The following is a 23,140-nucleotide window of genomic DNA, read 5'->3' as shown; positions in this document are numbered from 1 at the left end:
ACCTCGTGAAGCTCATACCCGCGCGCCGGTTGGCGCTCCGCGCTGTGACAGCGGTGTCAGCACTAGCGCTCGTCGCGAGCGGCCTGGTGGTCGTGGGTGGCTCCGCGAGTGCCGCCCCCGCCACCGACGAGGCGGGCACCGGATCGCCCTGGCGGGTGAGCGGACCACGAGGTTCCGACCTGGACGGGGTGCTGCGGCTGGACGGTTCCGGGCAGGTGGCACTGGACGTCGTCGCGGACGGCGACACGGTGCTCTCGGCCACGCGCCTGGGGCTGCGGGGGAGCGACGGCGACCTCACCACCGGCCTGACGCTCGTGGACCGGCAGGACCGCACGGTGTCCGACACGTACACGATGACGACCGGCAAGAGCACACGCCGGTCGTACGTCCACGAGGAGTCGGTGTTCACGTTCGAGGCTGCGGACGGCGCACGCCTCGGCGTCGCCGTGCGGGTGTCCGACGACGGCGTCGCCTACCGCTACCTGCTCGACGGTCCGGGTGCGCACCGCGTGGACGAGGAGTCCGGCAGCTGGGAGCCGGCGACCGACGGGCCGGCCTGGATGCAGCGCTCGTACGCGGTCAACTACGAGGCGGAGTGGACCACCACGACCGCGGCGGCCGGGAACGGCAGCGGCAGCGTCGGATTCCCTGTGCTGTTCCAGCAGGCCGAGCGGTACGTCCTGGTCACCGAGGCCGACCTGCACGGCGACTACTCCGGGGCGCACCTGACGCACACGCCCGGTTCGCTGCGCTACGACGTCGACCTGTTCCAGGGCCGGCCCGTGACCTCGGCGGGCGAGCTCTCGACACCGTGGCGGGTGGCGATCATGGGCGACCTGCCCGCCGTCGTCGGCTCCACGCTCGTCGACGACCTGGCCACGCCGAACGAGCTCGACGGGCAGGACACCTCCTGGATCAAGCCCGGCCGCTCGAGCTGGAGCTGGCTGACCGACTGGAACAGCCCGCGTGACGAGGCGCGGCAGCGCGACTTCGTCGACCTGGCGGCGCGCAACGGCTGGGAGTACGTGCTCCTGGACGAGGGCTGGGACGCGAGCTGGGTGCCGCGCACCGTCCGCTACGCCCACACCCAGGGCGTCGACGTCATCGCCTGGTTCCACAGCCGGGACCTGCGCACGCAGGAACAGCGCGACGAGTGGCTCCCGCGGCTGAAGTCGTGGGGCGTGAGCGGGCTCAAGGTCGACTTCATGGACTCCGACTCCCAGGAGATCCACCAGTGGTACGACGCCGTCGCCCGGGACACCGCCCGGCACGAGCTGATGATCAACTTCCACGGGTCGGCGCTGCCGACGGGTCTGCAGCGCACGTGGCCGCACATCATGAGCTACGAGTCGGTGCGCGGCATGGAGAACGGCATCAGCCCCGAGCGCAGCCTCATCGTGCCGTTCACGCGCAACATCACGGGCTCGATGGACTTCACGCCCGTCGTCTTCTCCCGCGACAACGACAAGACGTCCAAGGCGCAGCAGGTGGCGATGAGCGTCGTGTACGAGTCCGGCTGGCAGCACATCTCGGACAAGCCCGAGGGGTACGCGGACGAGCCGGACGCCATGCCGTTCCTGCAGAACCTGCCCACGACCTGGGACGAGGTGCGGCTGCTCAGCGGAACGCCGGGGCAGGACGTCGTGCTGGCGCGCAGGTCCGGTGACCGGTGGTTCGTGGGCGGCATGCGCGCGGGCTCCGGTGAGCCGTTGCACCTGCCGCTGGACGGTCTCGGCAGGGGCGGCCAGGACGTCGTCGTCGACCTGCTCGCCGACGACGGTACGAACGGGTCGGCCACCGTGCACACCACGGTCCGGGCTGCGATCGGGGAGACGCTCGAGGTGCCGACCGCGAACAACGGCGGTTTCACCGCGGTGGTGTGCCCGGCGACCGAGGGCCGCACGACCTGCCTCGAGCCGGTCGAGGCGCGTCCGGCGGCGGCGCTCGCCGTCGAGCCGGTGCAGGCCGACGTGGAGCCGGGAAGCACGGTCGAGGTCGAGGCCACGTTCTCGGTGGCCGATCGCGACGTCACCCGCGTGCGGCTGACCCCGCAGCTGCCGGACGGCTGGACGGCGGACCAGGGCACCCGGACCGTCACCCGGCTCCCCGCCGGCCAGGACGCCCGGATCACCTGGCAGGTGCGCGTGCCACAGGGCGCGACGGGCACGCACGAGGTGCCGGTCACGGTCACCTACCGCGCCACGGGTGCCGCCGGCGCGCCGGGCGACTCGGGCACCGGTCGCTACACGGCGGCGAACCAGGCCACGCTGTGGGTGACGCCGCCGGCACTGACCGGGGACCACCACGTCTCCGACCTCGACTGGATCGAGGAGTCCAACGGCTACGGCCCGGTCGAGCGCGACGCGTCGAACGGTGAGGCGGTCGCGGGGGACGGGCAGCCGATCACGATCGCGGGCGTCACCTACGCCAAGGGGATCGGTATGCACGCCCCCGGCTCCCTGACCGCCTGGCTCGGCGGCACGTGCACGGCGTTCCGCGCGGTGGTCGGCATCGACGACGAGGTGACCGGGCCCGGATCGGTCCGGTTCCACGTCTACGGTGACGGCGTCCTGCTGACCGAGACCCCGGTGCTGACCGCGGCCGACGGCGGCGTGCCGCTCGACGTCGACGTCACCGACGTCCGCCGGCTGCGCCTGGCCGTGTCGGACGGCGGCGACGGCAAGAACTTCGACCACGCTGACTGGGCCGACGCGCGCGTCGAGTGCGGGCAGGCCTGACGGCCCCGTGTCGTCCGGGGGCACGTGGCCCGCCGTCGATGCCCGGCAACCGGTCCGGATTGCATAGGCTGCGGACATGACGACACATCGATCGGAGCGGGGCGTGCCGTGGGTGGACTGATGGGACTGCTGGACGACATCTCCGTGCTGGCAAAGCTGGCCGCGGCGTCGATCGACGACGTCGGCGCGGCCGCGGGCCGGGCGACCGCGAAGGCGGCGGGTGTCGTCGTGGACGACACCGCCGTCACACCGCAGTACCTGCGCAGCGTCGCGGCCAAGCGTGAGCTGCCGATCGTCAAGAAGATCGCGATCGGTTCGATCCGCAACAAGCTGCTCTTCATCCTCCCGGCCGCGCTGCTGCTCAGCCAGTTCCTGCCGTGGCTGCTGCCGATCATCCTCATGATCGGTGGCACCTACCTGGCCTACGAGGGCGCGGAGAAGATCTGGCACAAGGTCTCAGGTCACCACGACGCCGTGCTGCCGGCCACGGAGGTCAGCCCCGAGGCGGAGAAGAAGATGATCGCGGGCGCCGTCCGCACCGACCTCATCCTCTCCGCCGAGATCATGGTGATCGCACTCGCCGAGGTGGCCACCGAACCCTTCTGGTCCCGGCTCGCCATCCTCGTCGTGGTCGCGTTCGTCATCACGATCATCGTCTACGGCATCGTCGCGGCCATCGTGAAGATGGACGACGTCGGGCTCCGGCTGGCCCAGTACGAGTCCGGGTTCTCCCAGACGGTCGGCCGGGGCCTGGTCAAGGCCATGCCCAAGGTGCTCGCCGTGATCTCCGTGGTCGGCACCATCGCCATGCTCTGGGTGGGCGGGCACATCCTGCTCGTCAATCTCGGGGTGGACGGCACCGGCTGGGTGCCGGCACCGTACGACTGGGTGCACCACCTGGAGGTGGCGATCCACGACGGCACCGGCGCGTTCGGCGGCACGCTCGGCTGGCTCTTCAACACGCTGTGCTCGGCGATCGTCGGCCTGGTGGTCGGCGCCGCCGTGGTGGCCGTCATGCACCTCCTGCCGTCCCGCAAGAAGAAGGACGAGCCGGTCAGCCACTGACCGGCGTGCGCACCGTGCCGAACGTCAGGCTCCCCGGACGCAGCCGGAAGCCGAGACGCTCGTAGAGCCGGATCGCGTTCGTGTTGCCCGCCGAGGCGTGCATCATGGCGCGCGCGCCGCGCTCGTGGGCGTGGTGGACGACGTCCAGGACGAGTCGCGAGGCCAGTCCTTGCCCGCGGTGCCGCTCGTCGGTGGCGACGGCGCTGATCTCCGTCCAGCCGGCGGGCGCCAGGCGCTCGCCGGCCATGGCCACGAGCTGCCCGTCGCGCCGGATGCCGACGTACCGGCCGAGCAGGTAGGTCCGCGGCAGGAACGGGCCGGGCTGTGCGCGCGCCACGAGGTCCAGCATCGCGGGGACGTCGGCGGCGCCGAGGACCACCGCCTCGTCGTCGGGCCGGCCGTGCAGGCGGCCGGTCTCGACGAGCTGGGCGCCCTGGAAGACGTCGCCGCGGACCCAGCCGGGCGGCAGCACCACCGACTCGGGCGGCGCCGGGAACTCGGCGCCGTGCCCCACCAGGTCGACGATCGCGTCCCAGACGCCAGGGTCGTCCCAGGTGCGGACGGCGGCGAAGGGCGAGACGTCGGCCGGGTAGCGGCGGGCGAGGTCGCCGCCCTCGGCGAGGTGGGCGTGCGCGCCCGTGAGCGCCGACCAGGCGGGGTTGTCCAGGACGGGGTCGTCCGCTGCCTCCCGAGGGGCGCGGCGGTCCGTGTCGATGATGCTCATACGAGGTTTCCGGACGTGAGGTTCACGTCCATCCCAACGGGCGCCCGACCAGCTGCATTCCAGCGGCTCACGCGTGGCGCGGCACCGTGCTCGAACGCCGCTCGCGGAGCCTGGCGGGCGATCCGGATGTCGTCGTCGCCTACCACCGACACGTCGCGCGCGTCGAGCCCGGCCTCCGCGACGGCGCTCAGCACGCCGATCGCCAGGTGGTGCCGATGGCTCGCTAGCCTGACGACTATTACCACTATTGCAATACTTTGACATGGTGGTAATCCGTTCGTACGCTCCTCGGCAGGTCAGGCCGCCGACGGCACGGCCGAGGAGGAGACGGGCGATGAGGTTCAGGTTGAGGATGAGGTTCAGCAGGACTGCGGCGGCGCCGACGGCGGCCGGGTCATGACGCGCGCGCCGGCGTCCGGCCCGCCCGCCCTGTACACCCGTGAGGTCCTCGCCGGGCTCGTCGGCGCGGTGGCCGACCGGCTCGGCGACCGGATCGCGGACGCCGTCGGACGCTGCATGTCCGACACCCTCGCCCGCACGATCACCCGGCACCCGGACGGCACCGCCTTCGTGATCACGGGGGACATCCCGGCGATGTGGCTCCGCGACTCCACCACGCAGCTCGCTCCCTTCCTGCACCTCGTCGGCGCGGACGAGCGGCTGGCCGACACGGTCGCCGCGGTGTCGCGCCGACAGCAGTCCTCGATCCTGCACGATCCCTACGCCAACGCGTTCAACGACGGCCCGACCGGTGCCGGGCACCGGGACCGGACGGGGCGGTCGGGCACGGGGGAGTCGGACACGAGGCAGTCGGCGTGGGTCTGGGAGCGCAAGTACGAGATCGACTCGCTCGCCTACCCGGTGCAGCTCGCCCACGACCTGTGGTGCGCCACGGGCCGGACGGACCACCTCGAGCGGTTCGGGCAGGTCGCCCGCACGGTCGTCGATCTGTGGCGTGCCGAGCAGCGGCATCACGAGGGTTCCCCGTACACGTTCGAACGGGACGACTGCCCGCCGTCCGACACGCTGGTGCGGGACGGGCGTGGCCCGCGGGTCGCGTACACGGGCATGACCTGGGCCGGGTTCCGGCCCAGCGACGACGCCTGCCGGTACGGGTACAACGTGCCCGGCAACGCGCTGGCCGCCGTCGCGCTCGGCCACCTGGGCCGGATCGCGTCCGACGTGCTGCACGACGACGCCCTGGCCACCGACGCCGCGGCCCTGCGGTCGGACATCGAGCGCGGCATCCGCGAGCACGGCGTCGTCCCAGGACCGCGGGGCGAGGACGTGTACGCCTACGAGGTCGACGGGCGCGGGGGAGTGCTGCTGGCCGACGACGCCAACTCGCCCAGCCTGCTGTCCCTGCCGCTGCTCGGCTGGTGCGCCGCCGACGACCCGCTCTACACCGCCACCCGCGACCTGGTGCTCAGCGACGCCAACCCGTACTACTACCGTGGGTCGGCAGCCGCCGGCATCGGCAGCCCGCACACGCCCGCCGGCCACGTCTGGCCGATCGCCCTGGCGATCCAGGGGCTGACCTCCACCGACCCGGACGAGGCCCGCCGCCTGCTGGACCTGATCCTGGCGACCGACGCCGGGACCGGGGCCGTGCACGAGTCGTTCCACGTCGACGACCCCGCCGTCTACACCCGCGAGTGGTTCTCCTGGGCGAACGCGATGTTCTGCGAGCTCGCCCTCGAGGTCGCCGGCCTGCGCACCTACCGTCGCCCGGTCATCGCCCCCACGGCGCGGACCACGGTAGATTCACCGGTCAGTTCCGACCGGTGAAAGGGCACCCGTGAGCCAGCCGCTCTACCTCGAGGTGTACGAGAAGCTCCGCGACGCGATCCACGCCGGCACGTACCGGGTCGGCGACCGGATGCCCGCCGAGACCGAGCTGACCAAGCAGCTCGGGGTCAGCGCCATCACGCTCAAGCGCGCGATGGACCTGCTGCGTGCCGACGGCTACATCACCCGCAGGCCACGGCTCGGCACCGTCGTCGTGAGCGAGACCGCCACGGCCGCCGTCGGTGCGGGCGGCGGCCCCACGCCCCTGATCGGGTGCGTGCTCACGGACTTCGACGACGCCTTCGGCACGCGGGTGCTCGCCGGGCTGGTCGACGCGTCGGGCAGCGTCGCGAACGTGGTGGTCAAGCGCAGTCTCGGCAGCCGCGAGGCCGAGGACGACATCGTCCGGGCGCTCGTGGCCGACGGCGTGCAGGGGCTGATCCTCGAACCGAGCTCGTCGCAGTACGTGCCCCCGGCGGTCCTGGAGCTCATCACGCAGTCGTTCCCGGTGGCGATCCTGGACCGCGTGTTCGACGGCGTCCCCGTGACGTCCGTCTGCTCCGACAACGTCTCGGCGGGGCGGCAGGCCGCCGAGGTCCTCTTCGCGGCGGGGTACGACCACGTGGGGCTGGTCTCTGCCGCGAACAGCGTCTCGACCGTGCAGGACCGGCTCGACGGCGTCATCGACGCGCACGCGACCCGGCACGTCCCGTTCGACCCGGCCCACCAGTTCCGGCAGGTCCGGTCCACGATCCCCGGGAGCGGCGTCGCGCCCGACGACGACCTCGGCGAGCTCGAGAAGTTCCTCGCCACCCATCCGGAGCTGACGGGGCTGGTGGCCACCGAGTACAACATCGCCGTGCTGCTCCGCGAGGCCGCGCAGCGCGCCGGGCGGACCGTGCCCGACGACCTCGGCATCGTCTGCTTCGACCACCCGGACGCGTTCCACGACCAGGCGCGCTACCGGTTCACGCACCTCCGGCAGGACGAGGCGCGCATGGGCCGCGAGGCGGTGGGCCTCGTGCTCGCGCAGGTCCGTGGCGCGGGGCAGGTCACCAAGGTGACGTTGCCGACCGAGCTCGTGCCGGGCAGCTCGACGCGCTGAGCGCGCGGCGTCCGGCTCAGCAGGGCGGCCGGTCGTCGCCGGACGGGCGTTCGGCCGTGGCACGGGCGTGTCGCAGAGGCCGGCCGGTCAGGGCGCGCAGGGTCAGGTCGTGACATGCGTGTCCAGGACCGTCGGTGGTCGCGCGTGGGTGCGGCCGGTCGGAGCCGTCCAGGTGGTGACACCGCTGAGAGGGTCACGGACGACGCCCCACCCGGCGTGCGTCTTCAGCAGGTGGTGCCGGCGGCACAGTGGCTGGAGGTTCTGCGCGCGGGTCTGGCCAGGGGACCCAGGTGGTCGGGCCGCTGGGTCGTGGTCGAAGGGCACGACGTGATCCAGGTCGCCCCGGACGGCAGGGACGTCGCAGGTCAGGAACGTGCATGTCTCGTCACGTGCCTGGACCGCGGCGCGCAGCAGCTTGCCGGGCTGGTACGTGGTGGTGGAGTAGTCCGTCAGGATCCCGGTCACGGGGTCGGTGACGAGGCGTTGCCAGGTCGCGTCCTCGGCGATCAGGCGTGCCGTGTCGGCGGGGATCGGTCCGAAGCCCGCCAGGTCACCTGGCGCGTCACCCAGGCCGAGCAGCGTGCCTGCCGGCACCGTGACCCGCACCACCGGCCTGGTCGGCGTGATTCGCACGACCTGGACCGTCTCGTGCACGACGGGTGCCCGTCCGCCACACGTGCAGGCGGTCGCCTCCGCCGGGGAGGTGCTCGTCGCCGTGTCGGCTCCGGTGCCGGTCGCGGTGGAGGTGCCGGTCGCGGTGTACCGGTCCGTGGGCACGAGGCGCCCGGTGACGATCCCGGTCAGGGAGTCCGCGCGAAGCTGGCCCAGCGTGCGGTCCTCACCGGCGACGTGTCGGAGCTGGTGGGCCATGTCGTCGACCACGCCCCAGACCGCGGCCGCGTCCACAGCCGGCAGGTACGCCGAGAGCCAGCCCATGTCGTTCTCCGCACGGTCCACCTGGACGCACCGCTGCTCCGCCGCGGCCCTCGCGGCCTCGCCGGCAGCGTGGCGCGCTTTGGCGAACGCGAGCATCCGGGTCTGCAGCCACTTCCACGTCCGTCGGGGCGCCTGGGGCAGGAACCGCGTGATCGCCTCCGTCCGCTCAGCCACCGTCAGCTGCGTCGCCGACCGCAGCAAGGTGTGCGCCTTGCGTACGTCGATCCGCCCGGCGACCAGCGCCGCGATCACCGTGGGGTGCTGGGTGCCGGACTCGGCCCGGACCACGACCTCGGTCGCCTCCCGCTCCGTGACGACGAGCTCGCTGGTGACCTGGCCGACCAGGGACGCGTGCGCCAACGGGTTGGTCTCCCTCGCGGCCCGTTCGGCGACGACCCGGGCCTGGAGACCAGCGGCCCAGGACTGCAGGCGTCCGCACGCCGTGGCGAGGTCGGCGAGTGCGTCGTCGGGCAGCTCGGCCAGCAGATCGGGGTCCAGCTCGGTGGCCCGGTCCGTGGCGTCGGCGACGACCCGGGCCAGCTGGGCGCCGGGTGCACCGGCCAGCGCCTGCTGGAGGATCTCCACCGGGCACAGCACGACCGGTACGACGGACGGCGGCCAGTCCAGACCTGCGGTCTGACCTGCGTACATACCTAACACCTCCTCATCTTGTTCATGGCAAGACATGCTGAGCCGTGCCAACCCTGCGGACCTGTGTTCGACCCTAATGGCCACCACTGACATCACACCCGGCGGTCTGCCCGCCGGGCAGGGGGTGCCGAAACCCGGCCGACGGGGGATATCCACTCAGGTAGGTGCATTTCACCTGTTCCTAATGTAGGTTTTGCGATGAATCCGGGACGCAACGTCGCGCCCGGGGGAGGAGCTCATCGATGTCGATGCTGCGTCGCATCCGCCTGGTCCTGCTCAGCCTCGCCGTGCTCGTCGGCCTTCAGCCGGTGGTCGCCGTCCAAGCGGCACCACCCCCACAGCTTCCGGCGGCGTCCGGAGCGACCGAGGTCGCCCGTGCCCGGGTCGCGACGGAGGTGCTGCTGGACTCCTACGACGAGCAGAAGGCGTGGTTCCCGTCGAGCTGGTGGAACTCCGCGGTCGCCCTGCAGACGATCGGCGACTACATGAAGCGCACCGGCGACCGGAGCTATCTCGACGAGCTGGACCACAGCTTCGAGACGAACAAGGGTCCGTTCCCGGCCGGCGAGCGGTCCACGGACGAGATCTACGGCAACTTCACGAGCCGGGCCATCGACGATGCCGGATGGTGGGCGCTGAACTGGGTCACCGCCTACGACCTGACGGGTGACCAGAAGTACCTCGACATGGCGGGGACCATCGCGGACTTCATGCATGGTTTCTGGGACCCGAGCACCTGCGGCGGCGGCATCTGGTGGAACGAGGAGCGCACCTACAAGAACGCCGTGACCAACGGGCAGTGGGTCCGCCTGACCGCCGAGCTGCACAACCGGATCCCGGGTGACACGGCCTGGTTGGAGCGGTCCCAGGAAGCCTGGGACTGGTACCTCGCCAGCGGGATGATCAACGCGGACGGCCTGGTCAACGACGGGCTCACCGACGACTGCGCCAGCAACGGCGACACCGTCTGGAGCTACAACCAGGGCCTGGCGATCGGCGCCCCCCTGGAGCTGTGGCGAGCGACCGGTGACCCGGAGCTGCTGGCTACCGCACAGCGGTTGGCCGACGCCGCGCTCGCGTCCGACGAGCTGGTCACGGACGGCGTGCTGACGGAGTCGTGCGATCCGCTGGGGCGGACGTGCGACGACAACCAGAAGCAGTTCAAGGGCATCTTCATGCGCTACTTCACGGAGCTGGCGGACAGCACGGACGAGCCGCGCTACGACGCGTTCGTCGACCGCCAGGCCGAGACCATCTGGGCGAACGACCGCGACTCCTCCGAGCGGCTGGGCCTGCGGTGGGCCGGGGCGAGCAGCGAGGCGTCGCCGAACGTGTTCGACTGGCGCACCCAGGCGAGCGCCCTCAGCGCCCTGATCGCCGACGTTCCGCAGGACGCGCCGCGCCGGTCCCTGTCCGCGACGATGTCACCGACCCAGCTCGTCATGATGCCCAGCCCGGGCGCGGCGTCGTCCGTGCGCACCGCGGTCGAGGTGGCGGCGACGTCTCCTGGCCGGCGGCCGGTCCACGTGGACGTGCGCGTCAGCGGTCCGGACGGCTGGACCGTGGACCCGGTCAGGAGCCGGGTCGAGCTGGCGTCGGCGGGCGACGGCACCCCGGCTCGGGCGAGCGTACCGCTGGATGTCTCGGTGCCCGCGGACACCGAGGACGGCAGCTATCCGGTGGCGGTGACCGTCACTGCCCGGCCCGGTCTCACCTACACGACCCGGGCCACGATCCAGGTGGCGAGCACCATCGACTTCGATGCCGGGTCGACGCAGGAGCTCGCATGGCTCTGGGACGCCGGCGGATCCGGGCTGAGCCATGTCGGGAGCCGGTTCGCCGACGGCACCAGCCACTTCATCTACAAGTTCCCGTTCCCGGCCGAGGCCACCTCCGCCGAGGTGACCCTGACCATCGACAACCAGTACGTGGTCGACGTCGGACCCGACGGCGAGAGCTGGACCACGGTCCTGGCCGAGGACGAGCAGATCCGCGACAGCTCCAACAAGGCCGACCACACGCTCGACCTGACGCCCCATCTGGGACCCGACAAGGCGGTCTACCTCCGGGTGACCGATGCCTTCACCGAGGACGGGTGGGGCGGCGGGGTCTACCACGTCTCGGCCCAGTTCGGCACGTCCTGAGCCCGGGCCGTCCGCACCGCGCGCGGTAGGTTCGGGTCCATGCGACTCGAGGGCAGACGGGTACTGGTCATCGGCGGTGGCGGCGGCGGGATCGGCCGCGCGGTGACGCGGGCGTTCGGCGCGGAGGGGGCCGCCGTGGCCGTGGCCGACCGGGATCCGGAGCGCGCGGACGAGGCGGCGGACGAGCTCCGTGCCGCCGGGGCGACGGCCGTGGCGCTGGCGGTCGACGTCCGTGACGGGGGCGAGCTGGCTGCTGCGATCGCTGCCGCCGTGCGTGACCTGGGCGGCCTCGACACGCTGGTCACCGTGGTGGGCGGGCAGCTGGAGCTCGTCCCGGCGGTGAAGCTGCACGAGATGCTCGACGAGGACTGGGACCTCGTCTACGAGCTCAACCTGCGCTACGTGGCGCGGGCGGTCCGGCTCGTGCTGCCGGTGTTTCTCGAGCAGGGCCACGGATCGGTCGTCAGCGTCGGGTCGGTGACGGGGATCATGGCCGCGCCGCACCAGGCGGCCTACGGCGCGGCGAAGGCCGGGCTGCTCAGCCTGGCCCGGACCGTCGCGGCCGAGTACTCGGCCGACGGCATCCGGATGAACGTCGTGGTCGCGGGAGCGATCGCGACGCCCGTCAACCCGGCGCCCGACGGCTGGGTCGACCCGATCCCGGTCGGCAGGTACGGCAGGAGCGACGAGGTGGCCGACGCCGCGGTGTACCTGGCGAGCGACGCGGCGTCGTACGTGACCGGACAGCGGCTGGTGATCGACGGCGGCGTGTCGGCGCGCGGCCCGTTCGGCTAGCGGTCAGGCGTCGCCGGGTGGTCGGACTGCTGTGCGTTCGTGCGGGTCGGCGGAAGGCAGGATGGGGCCATGAGCGAATCCGAGATCACCGCAGCAGTCACCGAGGTCGAGGCCCAGGAGGCCGAGCTGGTCCTGACCACGTTCACGCACGACCAGGCCTGGCAGCTCGGCGCCCGGCTCGTCGAGCTGGCGACCGAGCGCGACCTGCCGGTCACCGTCGACATCCGCAAGGGCACGCAGCAGGTGTTCCATGCGGCGCGGCCCGGCACCACGCCCGACAACGACTCGTGGATCGACCGTAAGGTGCGGGTCGTCTACCGGTTCGGTGCCTCGTCCTACCTGGTCGGTCTGCGCGCAGGAGCGAAGGGCCGGGACTTCAACGCCGACCACGGCCTGGCGTTCCAGGAGTTCTCCGCGCACGGCGGTGCGTTTCCCGTGCGGGTCGCCGGGGTAGGCATCGTGGGCGTCGTGACCGTCTCCGGTCTGGCGCAGCAGGACGACCACGCCCTCGTCGTCGAGGCGTTGCGCGAGCTGGTCGGGTCGCGGCCCGCGGCCTGAGCGTTCACCGAGGCCGACGGGGTGCCGGCCACGGGTCCTGCGGACGAGCGTCCGTGAGACCCCTGGCCGGCGCCCCGTCGGGTCGGGAGAACCTGGCACGCCAATCCGGCGGCTGCTCGGTGCCGACCCCGATCCAGTACTCGACGGAGGAGACGAGCAGGCCGGCCCGGACGCGTGCGAACGCGGCGACGCGGAAGACGCTGACCCCCTCCATGGGGACCTCGACGTCGCTGGCGACCGTGTCGCCGTCGGCCACGATGCCGCGTACGTGGACGGACCAGCCCTCCGGATACTCCTGGTTGACACCGACCACGGCGTCCGGACCGACGAACTGCTCGTCGCCGGCTGCCCACTCCACGACCACGTCGGGTGCGAGCACCCGGCGCAGACCCGTCCAGTCGCGAGCTTGCATCAGTTCCCAGTAGGCGCGGACGACGGCCGTCGGTTCGGTCATGGCGGCGACGCTACCGGCAGCCTGTGACACTGCCCGTCCCGGCCGGTGTCACGAGATCGACCACCGCTGGTTGTCCCCGGCGTGGCAGTCGTACACGATCACCGGCGTCCCGTTGGCAGTGCCCGCGTCCGAGACGTCGAGGCACAGCCCCGTAGCGGCGTTGCGGATCGTGCCGTCGGCCTGGGGCCCCCACTGCTGGTTCGGGCCACCGTGACAGGTCCAGACGGTGACCACGGTGCCGGTCTGCCCGCCGCTCGGGTCGTCCAGGCACATGGAACCCAGGGTGCGCAGCTCTCCCGCGGCGGACGCGGTCCACCGCTGCCCCTCGGCGCCGGTGCAGTCGTAGACCTGCAGGGCGGCGCCGTCCACGGCCGCACCACCGGGCACATCGAGACACCGGCCGGAGGCAGCGCCCTGGAGGCTGACGACCGCCGGCGCCGGCGGAGCGGGATCGGTCACGGGGCTCGGCGCGGGCGTGCTCGGGGCGGCCGACGCGACCTGGCTCGGACTCGGGGCGGCCGGGCTGGAGGGAGCCGGACCCGGCGCGGTCGGGCTCGCGGTGACCGCGCTCCGCGGTTCGGACACGTCACGCGTCAGCACCCACACCGTGCCGAGCACCGCCCCGAGTGCCAGCACGCCGGCGAGCCCCCACGCGATCACCCCCAGGGGGCGGCGACTGCGTGGAGTGACCTGGTCGTACACCTGACGCTTCCCTTCGTGCCCGACGACGTTCGTCCGTGCGAGCCGCACCCTACTGCGCCACGACGTCCCGCACCCACGCGGACCCCTCGGGCCGGAAGCCCACGCCGCGCAGGTACGCGAGGTCGCTCCGGTCGGCCTGCGGCACGACGACGCGGTCGAACCCCTTCGCCGCGAAGATCCCGCTGCGGCGGTACACGAACTCACCGGGCGTGAAGTCGCGGAACCGCCTGGTCACCCAGTCGAGCGCGACGACGCCGACCCCGTCGCCGGCATCGCGCACCTCCACCACGCCGACGGTCTCGTCGCCCCGCTGCACCAGGAACGCGCAGCGTTGCTCCTCCGGCGCGGGCACCGGCTCGAACCGCGGGGCGAAGGTCGCGATGTCCGCCGCGTGGGTGCGCAGCACGTGCAGCAGATAGGCGTCGTCGGGCGCCACCTCGACCACCTCGTACACGGCGGCGTCGTGGCGTTCGCGGTCCAGCCGCCGCAGCCAGTAGACGTTGATGAGGCTGATCGCGGCGTTCATGGCGACGAACGGCCAGATACCGAGGATCGCGTTGTAGGCCGTCGCGACGAGGGACCCCGTGAGGTTGAGCCAGCGGAAGCGGAGCACGCGCGCCTGCGTGAGGGACAGCACGATGAGGGCGGAACCCGCCCACCCGGCGATCTCGAGCCAGGGAAACATGCCCTGACCCTATGGCGCACCGGAGCGCTCGGTGCCCGAGCGCGTCACCACGGGCGACGTTGCGCCGCTCGGGCACCGCCGCCTAGGGTCCGGGCGTGCCCCCGACGAAGCAAGCATCCTGATGCCCGACGCGGTCACGCTCGCCGCGGCCGCGGCGCGGTCGGCCCCGGCGCTCACGCTCCGCCCCTGGGCCGACGACGACGTCACCGCGCTGGTCGCCGCGTACCAGGACCCCGCGATGCGCCGCTGGAGCACCGCGGCCCCGCGGGACCACGCCGCCGGCCGGGCCTGGATCACGGAGCACCAGGACGGCTGGTCGGACGGGCACCAGTTCGCCTTCGCCGTCCTGGAGGACGCGGCGGACGCCGCGGACGCAGCAACCACCGATGACATCCGAACCGCGCGGCCCCGGCTGGTCGGTCACGTCGTGCTCCGGGAGGTCACGCCCGGGGAGCCCGCCGCCGAGGTCGGCTACTGGACGGCCGCCCACGCCCGCGGCCGGGGCGTGGCCCACCGGGCGCTCGCGACGGTCACCGCCTGGGCCTTCGACACGTTCGGCCCCGACGGTCTGCGGCGCCTGGAGCTGCTGCACCAGGTGGACAACGTGGCCTCGTGCCGCGTGGCGGAGCGGACCGGCTACGTGCTGCAGGACGTGCTCCCGCCGTGGCCACCCGTCTACCCGCTCGAAGGGCACCGGCACGTCCGGACGGGACCGCCGCCCGCTACTGGGGGGCGTGCAGCGCCGCCAGGATCCCGTCGCCGTACCGGTCCAGCTTGGCCTGGCCCACGCCGCTGATCCCGCTCAGCGCATCGAGGTCCGCCGGGCGCTCGCCGGCCACGGCACGCAGCGTCGCGTCGTGGAACACCACGTAGGCGGGCACGCCCTGCTCCTTGGCCGTCGCCGCACGCCACGCGCGCAGCCGCTCGAAGACCTCCTGGTCGACGTCCGACAGGGCGGCCGCCTCCGGGCGTGCGCCTCCGGAGCGTGCGGGCCGGCGCGCACCGCCCTGGGGACGCGGGTCGCGCCGCAGCCGTACCTCGCGCCGCTGGCCCAGCACCTCCGCACTCGCCTCCGTGAGCAGCAGCGTGCCGTGGTTCGAGTCCACCTCCAGCAGGCCCAGCGCCAGGAGCTGGCGCGCGACGGACCGCCACTCCGCCTCCGACAGGTCCTCGCCCACGCCGAACACGGTGAGGCCGTCGTGCCCCCACTGGGCGACCTTGGGCGTGGCCCGGCCCCGCAGGATGTCGACCACGTGCCCCACCCCGAAGCGCTGGTTGCGCTCGCGGTCCAGCCGGAACACGGCGGAGAGGAGCTTCTGCGCCGGGACGGTGCCGTCCCACGCCTCGGGTGGGTTCTGGCAGGTGTCGCAGGCGCCGCAGCTGCCGGGGTGGTCCTGGTCGAAATAGCGCAGGAGCTGGGCCCGGCGGCACTCGACGGTCTCGCACAGCGCCAGCATCGCGTCGAGGTGGGACGACAACCGGCGGCGGTGGGTGAGGTCGCCGTCGGACTCGGCGATCATCTTGCGCTGCTGGACCACGTCGGCCAGGCCGTAGGCGAGCCAGGCCGTGGACGGCAGGCCGTCGCGCCCCGCGCGACCGGTCTCCTGGTAGTAGCCCTCGACCGACTTGGGCAGGTCCAGGTGGGCGACGAACCGGACGTCGGGCTTGTCGATGCCCATGCCGAACGCGATGGTCGCGACCATGACCACGCCGTCCTCGCGCAGGAACGTCGCCTGGTTGGCCGCGCGCACCGGGGCGGGTAGCCCCGCGTGATAGGGCAGGGCGCGGATCCCCTGGTCGTTCAGCTGCTGGGCGGTCTTCTCCACCGACGCGCGGGACAGGCAGTACACGATCCCGGCGTCACCCGGGTGCTCCGTGCGCAGCAGCTCCAGCAGCTGCCTGCCCGGGTTGTCCTTCGGCGCGACCCGGTAGGTGATGTTGGGGCGGTCGAAGCTGGCGACGAAGTGCCGGGCCGTGGTGAGTCCCAGCCGGGTGGCGATCTCCGCTCGGGTGTGCTGGGTAGCGGTGGCGGTCAGCGCGATGCGCGGGACGCCCGGCCAGCGCTCGGCCAGCTCGCCCAGCCGCAGGTAGTCCGGGCGGAAGTCGTGACCCCACTGGGACACGCAGTGCGCCTCGTCGATGGCGAACAGGGCGATGGTGCCCTGGTCGAGCAGCCGTGCGGTCGACTCGACGCCGAGCCGCTCCGGAGCGAGGTACAGCAGGTCGAGCTCGCCCGACCGGTAGGCCTGCTCCACCGCCCGGCGCTGGTCGGGGTCCTGCGTGGAGTTGAGGAACCCGGCCCGCACGCCCAGCGCGTCGAGCGCGTCCACCTGGTCCTGCATGAGGGCGATCAGCGGCGAGATCACGACGCCGGTCCCGTGCCGGACGAGCGCCGGGATCTGGTAGCACAGCGACTTGCCACCCCCGGTCGGCATGAGCACGAGGGCGTCACCGCCCCCGGCCACCGTCTCGATGATCTCCTGCTGCTCGCCGCGGAACGCGTCGTAGCCGAAGACATCACGGAGCACATCGAGGGCGGGCGCGGTCAGGGCGGCGTCCGGGAGGGTCATGGCCGCCAGTGTGCCAGGGGTCGCCCACACGGGCTCACGAGGCGGTGCCGGGACGGTCCGGCGCCTGCGTGGTGGACTGCCGCACCACCAGCTCGGGATGCACGACCTCCGGTTCGTGCACCGTCCCGGGATCCGCGAGCAGCGCCAGCAGGTGCTCGACGGCACGCCCGCCCATGTCGTGGAACGGCTGGCGGATCGTCGTCAGCGGGGGAGCGGCATAGGCGGCCAGCGCGATGTCGTCCATGCCGACCACCGAGACGTCCTGCGGCACGGAGCGGCCCAGCTCCACGAGCGCCCGGATGGCGCCGAACGCCATCTCGTCGCTGGCGACGAAGAGCGCGGTGACCTCCAGCATGCGCCCGACGAGGGCTCCGTTGCGGAAACCCGAGGCGGGCGACCAGTCGCCGTAGAGCACCGGCGGCACCGTCCGTCCGGCCTCCTCAAGGGCGGTGCGCCAGCCCGCGGTCCGCCCGGCGGCGTCGTTCCACGACTCGGGGCCCGCGATGTGCCAGACGGTCTCGTGCCCGAGCTCCAGCAGGTGCTCGGTCGCGAGACGGCCCGCCTCGATCTGGTCGATCGCGACGACCTCGGTGGCGGACGACCGCATACCGTCCACGACGACGGTGGGCAGCCCACGGGTGAGGTCGCCGAGCGACGCGTCCTCGCGCAGGGGCACCGCCACGAGCAGGCCGTCGACGCCCTGGTCGAGGAGCCGTTCGACGGCACGTTCGACGTCGGGGGCCGAGAGCGACGAGGTCGTGGCGGTCGAGACGAAGTACCCCTGCGTGCGTGCCGCGGTCTGGGCACCGAGCAGGATGGCCGACGTGGAGTAGTGGTCCGTCTCGTGGGTGATGACGCCGAGCGTGCGGCTGCGCCCCGTGACGAGGGCACGTGCGAGGCGGTTGCGCCGGTACCCGGTCTGCTCCACCGCGGCCAGCACCTTGGCGCGCGTCGCGGCGTTGACGTGCGGGTGGTCGGACAGCACGCGCGAGACCGTCTGCGCGGAGACACCGGCGACCTGCGCCACCTCGTTCATCGATGACGCCCTGGTCACGGACCACCTCGCCGTTCCTCGTCGTGCGGCGCGGTCGTGCGCCCGTCTCAGTCGCTGCGGCCTTGATCGTACCGCCGCGCTGATGACGATAACAGGCGCTCCACCAGGTACGCAGCCCGAGACCTGAGGTTGTGCGGTTTCACGGGGTTGTTATGGATATCAAAGTCGGTCTACAGTGTGCGCGTTCCCCTGCGGCGACCGCGCCGCTCCTCAGCACAGAGTCGTCAGAAGGAGTCAGAGATGAAGCGTTCAACGGAGAGCGGACCCGCACGAGGGGCAGGGGTGGCCTGCGTTGCCGCGCTGGCCGCCGTGAGCCTCGCCGCGTGCGGTGGCGGCGGGACGGCGGGAGCCTCGGGCGCCGACGACGGCAGCCCCACGGAGATCGAGGTCTGGACCTGGGCGCAGGGCTACGACGAGGCGGCCGAGGCCTTCAACGCCGCGCACGACGACGTGCAGGTGAAGCACACCGAGATCGAGCCGGGGAGCAAGGGCGGCTACGACAAGATCCGCAACGCGATCAAGGCGGGCGACGCGCCGTGCCTGGCCCAGGTGGGCTACGAGACCATGCCCAGCTTCGTCTCCGAGGGCAACCTCCTGGAGGTCACGGACGTCGCGGCGCCGGACGCGGACGCCTACACGCCGGCCGGCTGGTCGGGCGTGACGGTCGGCGACCGGGTCTACGGCGCCCCGCAGGACCAGGGCCCGATGGTGCTCTTCTACAACAAGGACGTCTTCGAGCAGCACGGGATCGAGGTCCCCACCACCTGGGCGGAGTACCGCGAAGCGGGCGAGCGGCTGAAGCAGGCCGGTGTCGCCCTGACGGGCACCTACGAGGACTTCGACTACACCGGCTTCGCCTGGCAGGCCGGTGCCCCGTGGTACTCCGTCGACGGCGGGCAGTGGTCGATCACGAACGACTCGCCCGAGAACCAGGAGGTCGCCGACTACTGGCAGGGCCTGACGGACGACGGCCTGATCGGGGCGGGCATCTGGAGCGATGCCTGGGCGTCCGGGCTGTCCGACGGCAGCATCGCGACGATCGTCGGCGCGGCCTGGTTCAAGGGGATCCTCAAGGACTCGGCCGCCGCGGCCTCCGGCTCGTGGGCCGTGGCCCCGCTGCCCACGTGGGAGGAGGGGGAGAGCACCACCGGGAACGTCGGCGGGAGCGCCACGGCGGTGCTGGCCGGCTGCGCGGACCCGGAGGCGGCCTGGCAGGTCGCGCACTTCCTGTCCACCGACACCGACGCGGTCGACGCCGTCATCGAGGCGGCGGGGACGCTGCCGGCGTCGGTCGACGGGCTCGGGTCGGAGCTGCTGACCCAGGGGGACGAGTACTTCGGCGGCCAGGTCGTGGACGAGGTCTTCGTCGACGCCGCCGGGAACGTCGCGGACGGCTGGCAGTGGGGCCCTGGCGTGTCCACCCTCATGAGCACGTTCGCCGCGGACACGAAGAAGGCGTACGCGCAGCAGGGCGACGCCACGATCGCCGACGCGCTGGCGAACGCCAAGGCGGCCACGATCGACGGGCTGTCCAAGCAGGGCATCACGGTCGGCGAGTGACCTCCGTGACACCCGCCCGCTCGCGGACGGCCCGCATCGCCCTGTGGTTCGTGGCCCCCTTCGTGCTGCTCTTCGCGACGGTGTACGTGGCACCCATCTGCTACGCGATCTACCAGAGCCTGTTCCGCATCGAGCGGGACGCGCTCGGGCTGACGCCCCCGACCGAGGTCTTCGACCCGTGGTTCAACTACGCGGCGGCCCTGCAGGACTCCGGTTTCGTCGCGTCCCTCGGACGGGTGCTCCTCTTCGGGGTGGTGCAGGTGCCCGTCATGCTCGTCTTCGCGCTCGTGCTCGCGCTGCTCATCGACTCCGCCTCGGCACGCGGCAAGGGCTTCTTCCGCCTCGCCAGCTTCGCCCCGTACGCGGTGCCCACCGTCGTGTCGGCCCTCATGTGGTCGTTCCTCTACTCACCGACCGACAGCCCGTTCAACGAGCTGCTCGAGCCCGCCGGCCTCACCGTCGACTTCCTGGGCACGCACCTGACGCTCTGGTCGGTCGCCAACGTCGTGACCTGGGGCTGGACCGGCTACAACATGATCATCATCTACGCCGCCCTGCAGGGCGTCCCACGCGAGGTGCTGGAGGCCGCCAAGCTGGACGGCGCCTCGCCGTGGCGCATCGCCTGGCACGTCAAGGTGCCCCTCGTGCGCCCCGCCCTCCTGCTCACCACGGTGTTCTCGATCATCGGCTCCGCCCAGCTGTACAACGAGCCGTTCGTGCTCTCGTCGAGCACCGGCGCCATCGGGCCGGACTACACGCCGCTGATGGCCGCGCAGGCCTCGATCACCGCGGCGAACTACCCCTACGCCGCGGCGCAGTCGGTGATCCTCGCGCTCGGCGTGGCGGTGCTGTCCGTCCTGTTCTTCCGCATCACCTCCCGGAGGTCCTCGTGAGCGCCCCGCGCCCGGCCGTGCGGCCCCGACGCGACACCGTCGAGTCGACCGCGCGCAGCCGCGTCCTCGTCACCGGTGTGCTGGTGCTGACCAGCCTCTACTTCCTCTTCCCGCTCTGGTGGCTGCTCGTCGCCGCGACCAAGGCCGAGGGCTTCACCTTCGCCGGCAGCCCGTTGTGGTTCAGCCACTTCGACCTCTTCGGCAACATCGCGGACCTGTTCGCCTACAAGGACGGCATCTTCGCGGTCTGGCTCGGGAACGCCGCCCTCTACTCGATCGTCGGCGCCGGCGTCGGCACCCTGGTCGCCGCGGCCACCGGCTACGCGATCGCCAAGTTCGAGTTCCCCGGTCGCGGGGCGCTGTTCGCCGTGGTGCTCGGTGCGGTGCTGGTGCCCAAGGTGCTGTTCACGCTGCCGCTGTTCCTGATGTTCTCCCAGGTCGGCATCGTCAACACGTACCTGGCGGTGCTGCTGCCGAGCATCGTCAGCCCGTTCGGCGTCTACCTCGCCCGCGTCTTCGCCGCCTCCTCGGTGCCCGACGAGGTGGTCGAGGCCGCCCGGCTCGACGGGGCGCACGAGAGCCGCATCTTCTTCGGCGTCGGGCTGCGCATGATGTCACCGGCGCTCGTGACGATCTTCCTCTTCCAGTTCGTCGAGATCTGGAACAACTTCCTGCTGCCGTCCCAGGTGCTGATCGACGAGAACCTCAAGCCCGTCACCGTCGGGCTCGTCACCTGGAACGCGCTGGTGCAGTCCGGGCAGATCGAGCGGCACATGGTGATCATCGGCGCGTTCGTGGCCGTGGTGCCGCTGATCGTCGCCTTCCTGTCCCTCCAGCGGTTCTGGCGCTCCGGCCTGGCGACGGGAGCCCTCAAGTGACCGCCCCGGGGCCCGCCGCGCTCACCGTCGCGGGCGACGGCCTGCTCCGGCGCGGGGTGCCGCACCGCGTCCTGTCCGGTTCGGTGCACTACTTCCGCGTGCATCCCGACCTCTGGCGCGACCGGCTGGCCCGCGTCCGGGCGATGGGGCTGAACACCGTCGACACCTACCTGCCGTGGAACTGGCACGAGGCGGAGCAGGGCCGGCCCGACTTCACGGGTGGCCGCGACGTCGAGCGGTTCCTCGGCCTGGTGGGCGAGCTCGGCATGGACGCGGTGGTCCGACCAGGGCCCTACATCTGCGCCGAGTGGTCCAACGGCGGGCTGCCGGTGTGGCTCACGGGCACGCCGGGTATCGCGCTGCGCACCAGCGACCCCCGGTTCACCGACGCCGTCGCCCGCTGGTTCGACGAGCTGGTGCCCCGGGTGGCCGCGTTGCAGGCCGACCGCGGCGGCCCCGTCGTGGCCGTGCAGGTGGAGAACGAGTACGGCAGCTTCGGTGAGGACCACGCGTACATGGCGTGGGTGCGTGAGGCTCTGGTCGCGCGCGGCGTCACCGAGCTCCTCTTCACGGCCGACGGGCCGACCGACCTCATGCAGGACGGCGGCTCGCTGCCCGGCGTGCTCGCCGCGGCGACCTTCGGCTCGAAGCCGGGGCAGGCCCGCGACCTGCTCGCACAGCGCCGGCCCGCCGGCGAGCCGTTCCTGTGCGCGGAGATGTGGAACGGCTGGTTCGACCACTGGGGCGAGCCGCACCACACCCGCGACCCGCACGACGCCGCCCGTACGGTCGGCGAGATCCTGGAGCTCGGTGGGTCGGTGAGCCTGTACATGGCGCACGGCGGCACCAACTCCGGTCTGTGGGCCGGGGCCAACCACGACGGCAGCCGGCTGCAGCCCACCGTCACCAGCTACGACTCCGACGCGCCGGTCGCGGAGGACGGCACCGCCACCGAGAAGTTCCACGCGCTCCGGGAGGTGTTCGAGCCGTTCCGCTCGGCCCATCTGCCGAGCGACGCGCTCGACGCGTCGTGGTCCGTGCCGCCGGCCCGCCTGGCCGCACGCGTCCTCCCCCCGACGGCGAACCGCCCCGCCGCAGCCGCGCTGAGCGCGCTGGCGGGTGCGGGGGAGCGGTCGCCGCGCCCGCGCACGTTCGAGCAGCTGGGGCTCGACGCCGGGCTGGTGCTCTACCGGGCGGTCACCCGGCTCCCGCGCGGCGAGTCGGTGGTCAGCGTCCTCGGCCTGCACGACCGGGCCACGGTGCGCGTCGACGGCACGCCGATCGGTGTCCTCGAGCGGGAGACCGCGCACGAGGGCCTCGTCGTGACGGGCCAGGGGGCCGACGTCGTGCTCGAGCTGGTCGTCGAGAACCTGGGCCGCGTCAACTACGGCCCGCGGCTCGGTGAGCCGAAGGGCATCCTCGGCGACGTCCTCGTGGACCGCCGCATCGTGCACGGCTGGTCGTCCCGGCCGGTCGCGCTCGACCGGGTCGCACCCGCCGCGCTCTGGGCCGCGGCGCCCGACGCCGTCGTCCCGGCCGGACCCGGGCACGAGGTGCTCGCCCGGACCGCCTTCCGCGTCGACGCACCGGCGGACACCTTCCTCGCCCTGCCGGGCTGGGCGAAGGGGTTCGTCTGGGTCAACGAGGCGCTGCTGGGCCGGTACTGGGAGATCGGCCCGCAGCGCACCCTCTACGTCCCCGCACCGTTGCTACGGCGCGGGGAGAACACGGTGACGGTGCTGGAGCAGCACCGCGCCGGTGCACCCCTCGAGCTCGTGCCGGCGCCGGACCTCGGCGTCGCGCAGGAGTACGTCGAGGAGTTCTGACCAGCACGGACCGC

The 23,140-nt window shown here is 72.4% G+C and carries 20 protein-coding genes; 12 read left to right on the top strand and 8 right to left on the bottom strand.

All coding sequences use genetic code 11. From position 1 onward, the window contains the following. Nucleotides 1-5: 5 nt before the first annotated feature. Complete coding sequence (locus ACFSL2_RS05075) at nucleotides 6-2,738, top strand: NPCBM/NEW2 domain-containing protein (RefSeq protein ID WP_377196800.1); 2,733 nt, start codon at nucleotides 6-8, stop codon at nucleotides 2,736-2,738. Nucleotides 2,739-2,858: 120 nt separating this feature from the next. Then, nucleotides 2,859-3,803: a DUF808 domain-containing protein gene (locus ACFSL2_RS05070; protein ID WP_377196799.1), complete on the top strand. Its 945-nt coding sequence runs from the start codon at nucleotides 2,859-2,861 to the stop codon at nucleotides 3,801-3,803. On the opposite strand, the gene ACFSL2_RS05065 is transcribed toward ACFSL2_RS05070, so the two are convergent. After that, the gene (locus tag ACFSL2_RS05065) at nucleotides 3,793-4,527 is read right to left on the bottom strand and encodes a GNAT family N-acetyltransferase (protein ID WP_377196798.1); all 735 of its coding nucleotides are present in this window, start codon (nucleotides 4,525-4,527) and stop codon (nucleotides 3,793-3,795) included. The genes ACFSL2_RS05070 and ACFSL2_RS05065 overlap by 11 nt on opposite strands. Then, nucleotides 4,524-4,721, bottom strand: coding sequence for a hypothetical protein (locus ACFSL2_RS05060; protein ID WP_377196797.1), 198 nt, complete (start codon nucleotides 4,719-4,721; stop codon nucleotides 4,524-4,526). Before ACFSL2_RS05060 ends, ACFSL2_RS05065 begins: the two co-directional genes overlap by 4 nt. Before the next feature lie 202 nt (nucleotides 4,722-4,923). On the opposite strand from ACFSL2_RS05060, the gene ACFSL2_RS05055 reads away from it, so the two are divergent. Together ACFSL2_RS05055 and ACFSL2_RS05050 are read left to right on the top strand one after the other, a co-directional pair. Then, complete coding sequence (locus tag ACFSL2_RS05055) at nucleotides 4,924-6,315, top strand: glycoside hydrolase family 125 protein (protein WP_377196796.1); 1,392 nt, start codon at nucleotides 4,924-4,926, stop codon at nucleotides 6,313-6,315. 10 nt (nucleotides 6,316-6,325) lie between these two features. Next, nucleotides 6,326-7,420, top strand: a complete 1,095-nt coding sequence (locus tag ACFSL2_RS05050) for a GntR family transcriptional regulator (protein ID WP_377196795.1) — start codon at nucleotides 6,326-6,328, stop codon at nucleotides 7,418-7,420. A 102-nt stretch (nucleotides 7,421-7,522) separates the two neighbouring features. On the opposite strand, the gene ACFSL2_RS05045 is transcribed toward ACFSL2_RS05050, so the two are convergent. After that, nucleotides 7,523-9,007: an HNH endonuclease signature motif containing protein gene (locus ACFSL2_RS05045; RefSeq protein ID WP_377196794.1), complete on the bottom strand. Its 1,485-nt coding sequence runs from the start codon at nucleotides 9,005-9,007 to the stop codon at nucleotides 7,523-7,525. A gap of 242 nt (nucleotides 9,008-9,249) precedes the next feature. Here ACFSL2_RS05045 and ACFSL2_RS05040 point away from each other — a divergent pair, with 242 nt between their 5' ends. The 3 genes from ACFSL2_RS05040 to ACFSL2_RS05030 all read left to right on the top strand — a co-directional run bounded on the left by ACFSL2_RS05040 (nucleotide 9,250) and on the right by ACFSL2_RS05030 (nucleotide 12,504). Then, entirely contained in the window at nucleotides 9,250-11,151 is a 1,902-nt protein-coding gene (locus tag ACFSL2_RS05040) for a glycoside hydrolase family 76 protein (RefSeq protein WP_377196793.1), read from the top strand. Between the two features lie 39 nt (nucleotides 11,152-11,190). Continuing rightward, nucleotides 11,191-11,946: an SDR family NAD(P)-dependent oxidoreductase gene (locus ACFSL2_RS05035; RefSeq protein WP_377196792.1), complete on the top strand. Its 756-nt coding sequence runs from the start codon at nucleotides 11,191-11,193 to the stop codon at nucleotides 11,944-11,946. 69 nt (nucleotides 11,947-12,015) lie between these two features. After that, nucleotides 12,016-12,504, top strand: coding sequence for a heme-degrading domain-containing protein (locus ACFSL2_RS05030; protein ID WP_377196791.1), 489 nt, complete (start codon nucleotides 12,016-12,018; stop codon nucleotides 12,502-12,504). Nucleotides 12,505-12,508: 4 nt separating this feature from the next. Here ACFSL2_RS05030 and ACFSL2_RS05025 read toward each other — a convergent pair whose 3' ends face one another. The 3 genes from ACFSL2_RS05025 to ACFSL2_RS05015 are packed head-to-tail and all read right to left on the bottom strand — an operon-like array spanning nucleotide 12,509 to nucleotide 14,345. Beyond that, nucleotides 12,509-12,958: a nuclear transport factor 2 family protein gene (locus tag ACFSL2_RS05025; RefSeq protein WP_377196790.1), complete on the bottom strand. Its 450-nt coding sequence runs from the start codon at nucleotides 12,956-12,958 to the stop codon at nucleotides 12,509-12,511. Nucleotides 12,959-13,006: 48 nt separating this feature from the next. Continuing rightward, the gene (locus ACFSL2_RS05020) at nucleotides 13,007-13,708 is read right to left on the bottom strand and encodes an RICIN domain-containing protein (RefSeq protein WP_377196789.1); all 702 of its coding nucleotides are present in this window, start codon (nucleotides 13,706-13,708) and stop codon (nucleotides 13,007-13,009) included. Between the two features lies 1 nt (nucleotide 13,709). Further along, the gene (locus tag ACFSL2_RS05015) at nucleotides 13,710-14,345 is read right to left on the bottom strand and encodes a hypothetical protein (protein ID WP_377196788.1); all 636 of its coding nucleotides are present in this window, start codon (nucleotides 14,343-14,345) and stop codon (nucleotides 13,710-13,712) included. Between the two features lie 31 nt (nucleotides 14,346-14,376). Between ACFSL2_RS05015 and ACFSL2_RS05010 the strand changes: the two genes are divergently transcribed. Then, a complete protein-coding gene (locus ACFSL2_RS05010; protein WP_377196787.1) occupies nucleotides 14,377-15,141 on the top strand; it encodes a GNAT family N-acetyltransferase in 765 nt (254 codons plus the stop codon). On the opposite strand, the gene recQ is transcribed toward ACFSL2_RS05010, so the two are convergent. Both recQ and ACFSL2_RS05000 read right to left on the bottom strand, forming a co-directional pair. Then, nucleotides 15,068-16,915 (bottom strand): DNA helicase RecQ, encoded by a 1,848-nt coding sequence (gene recQ / locus ACFSL2_RS05005; protein ID WP_377196786.1) that lies wholly within the window; start codon nucleotides 16,913-16,915, stop codon nucleotides 15,068-15,070. The genes ACFSL2_RS05010 and recQ overlap by 74 nt on opposite strands. A 34-nt stretch (nucleotides 16,916-16,949) precedes the next feature. Beyond that, nucleotides 16,950-17,969: a LacI family DNA-binding transcriptional regulator gene (locus ACFSL2_RS05000; RefSeq protein WP_377196785.1), complete on the bottom strand. Its 1,020-nt coding sequence runs from the start codon at nucleotides 17,967-17,969 to the stop codon at nucleotides 16,950-16,952. Between the two features lie 240 nt (nucleotides 17,970-18,209). Here ACFSL2_RS05000 and ACFSL2_RS04995 point away from each other — a divergent pair, with 240 nt between their 5' ends. Genes ACFSL2_RS04995 through ACFSL2_RS04980 form a run of 4 tightly spaced genes read left to right on the top strand, consistent with a single transcriptional unit; the run spans nucleotide 18,210 to nucleotide 23,126 of the window. Next, on the top strand, nucleotides 18,210-19,529 hold the full coding sequence (locus ACFSL2_RS04995) for an ABC transporter substrate-binding protein (RefSeq protein ID WP_377196784.1): 1,320 nt from the start codon (nucleotides 18,210-18,212) through the stop codon (nucleotides 19,527-19,529). After that, a complete protein-coding gene (locus ACFSL2_RS04990; protein ID WP_377196783.1) occupies nucleotides 19,526-20,422 on the top strand; it encodes a carbohydrate ABC transporter permease in 897 nt (298 codons plus the stop codon). Before ACFSL2_RS04995 ends, ACFSL2_RS04990 begins: the two co-directional genes overlap by 4 nt. Beyond that, entirely contained in the window at nucleotides 20,419-21,300 is an 882-nt protein-coding gene (locus ACFSL2_RS04985) for a carbohydrate ABC transporter permease (RefSeq protein ID WP_377196782.1), read from the top strand. The genes ACFSL2_RS04990 and ACFSL2_RS04985 overlap by 4 nt, the downstream gene beginning before the upstream one ends. After that, entirely contained in the window at nucleotides 21,297-23,126 is a 1,830-nt protein-coding gene (locus ACFSL2_RS04980; RefSeq protein WP_377196781.1) for a glycoside hydrolase family 35 protein, read from the top strand. The genes ACFSL2_RS04985 and ACFSL2_RS04980 overlap by 4 nt, the downstream gene beginning before the upstream one ends. Nucleotides 23,127-23,140: the final 14 nt, after the last annotated feature.

Origin of the sequence: Promicromonospora aerolata (assembly GCF_042682255.1) — a bacterium.
Classification (GTDB): domain Bacteria; phylum Actinomycetota; class Actinomycetes; order Actinomycetales; family Cellulomonadaceae; genus Promicromonospora; species Promicromonospora aerolata.
This window is presented reverse-complemented; position numbering and strand designations above follow the sequence as displayed.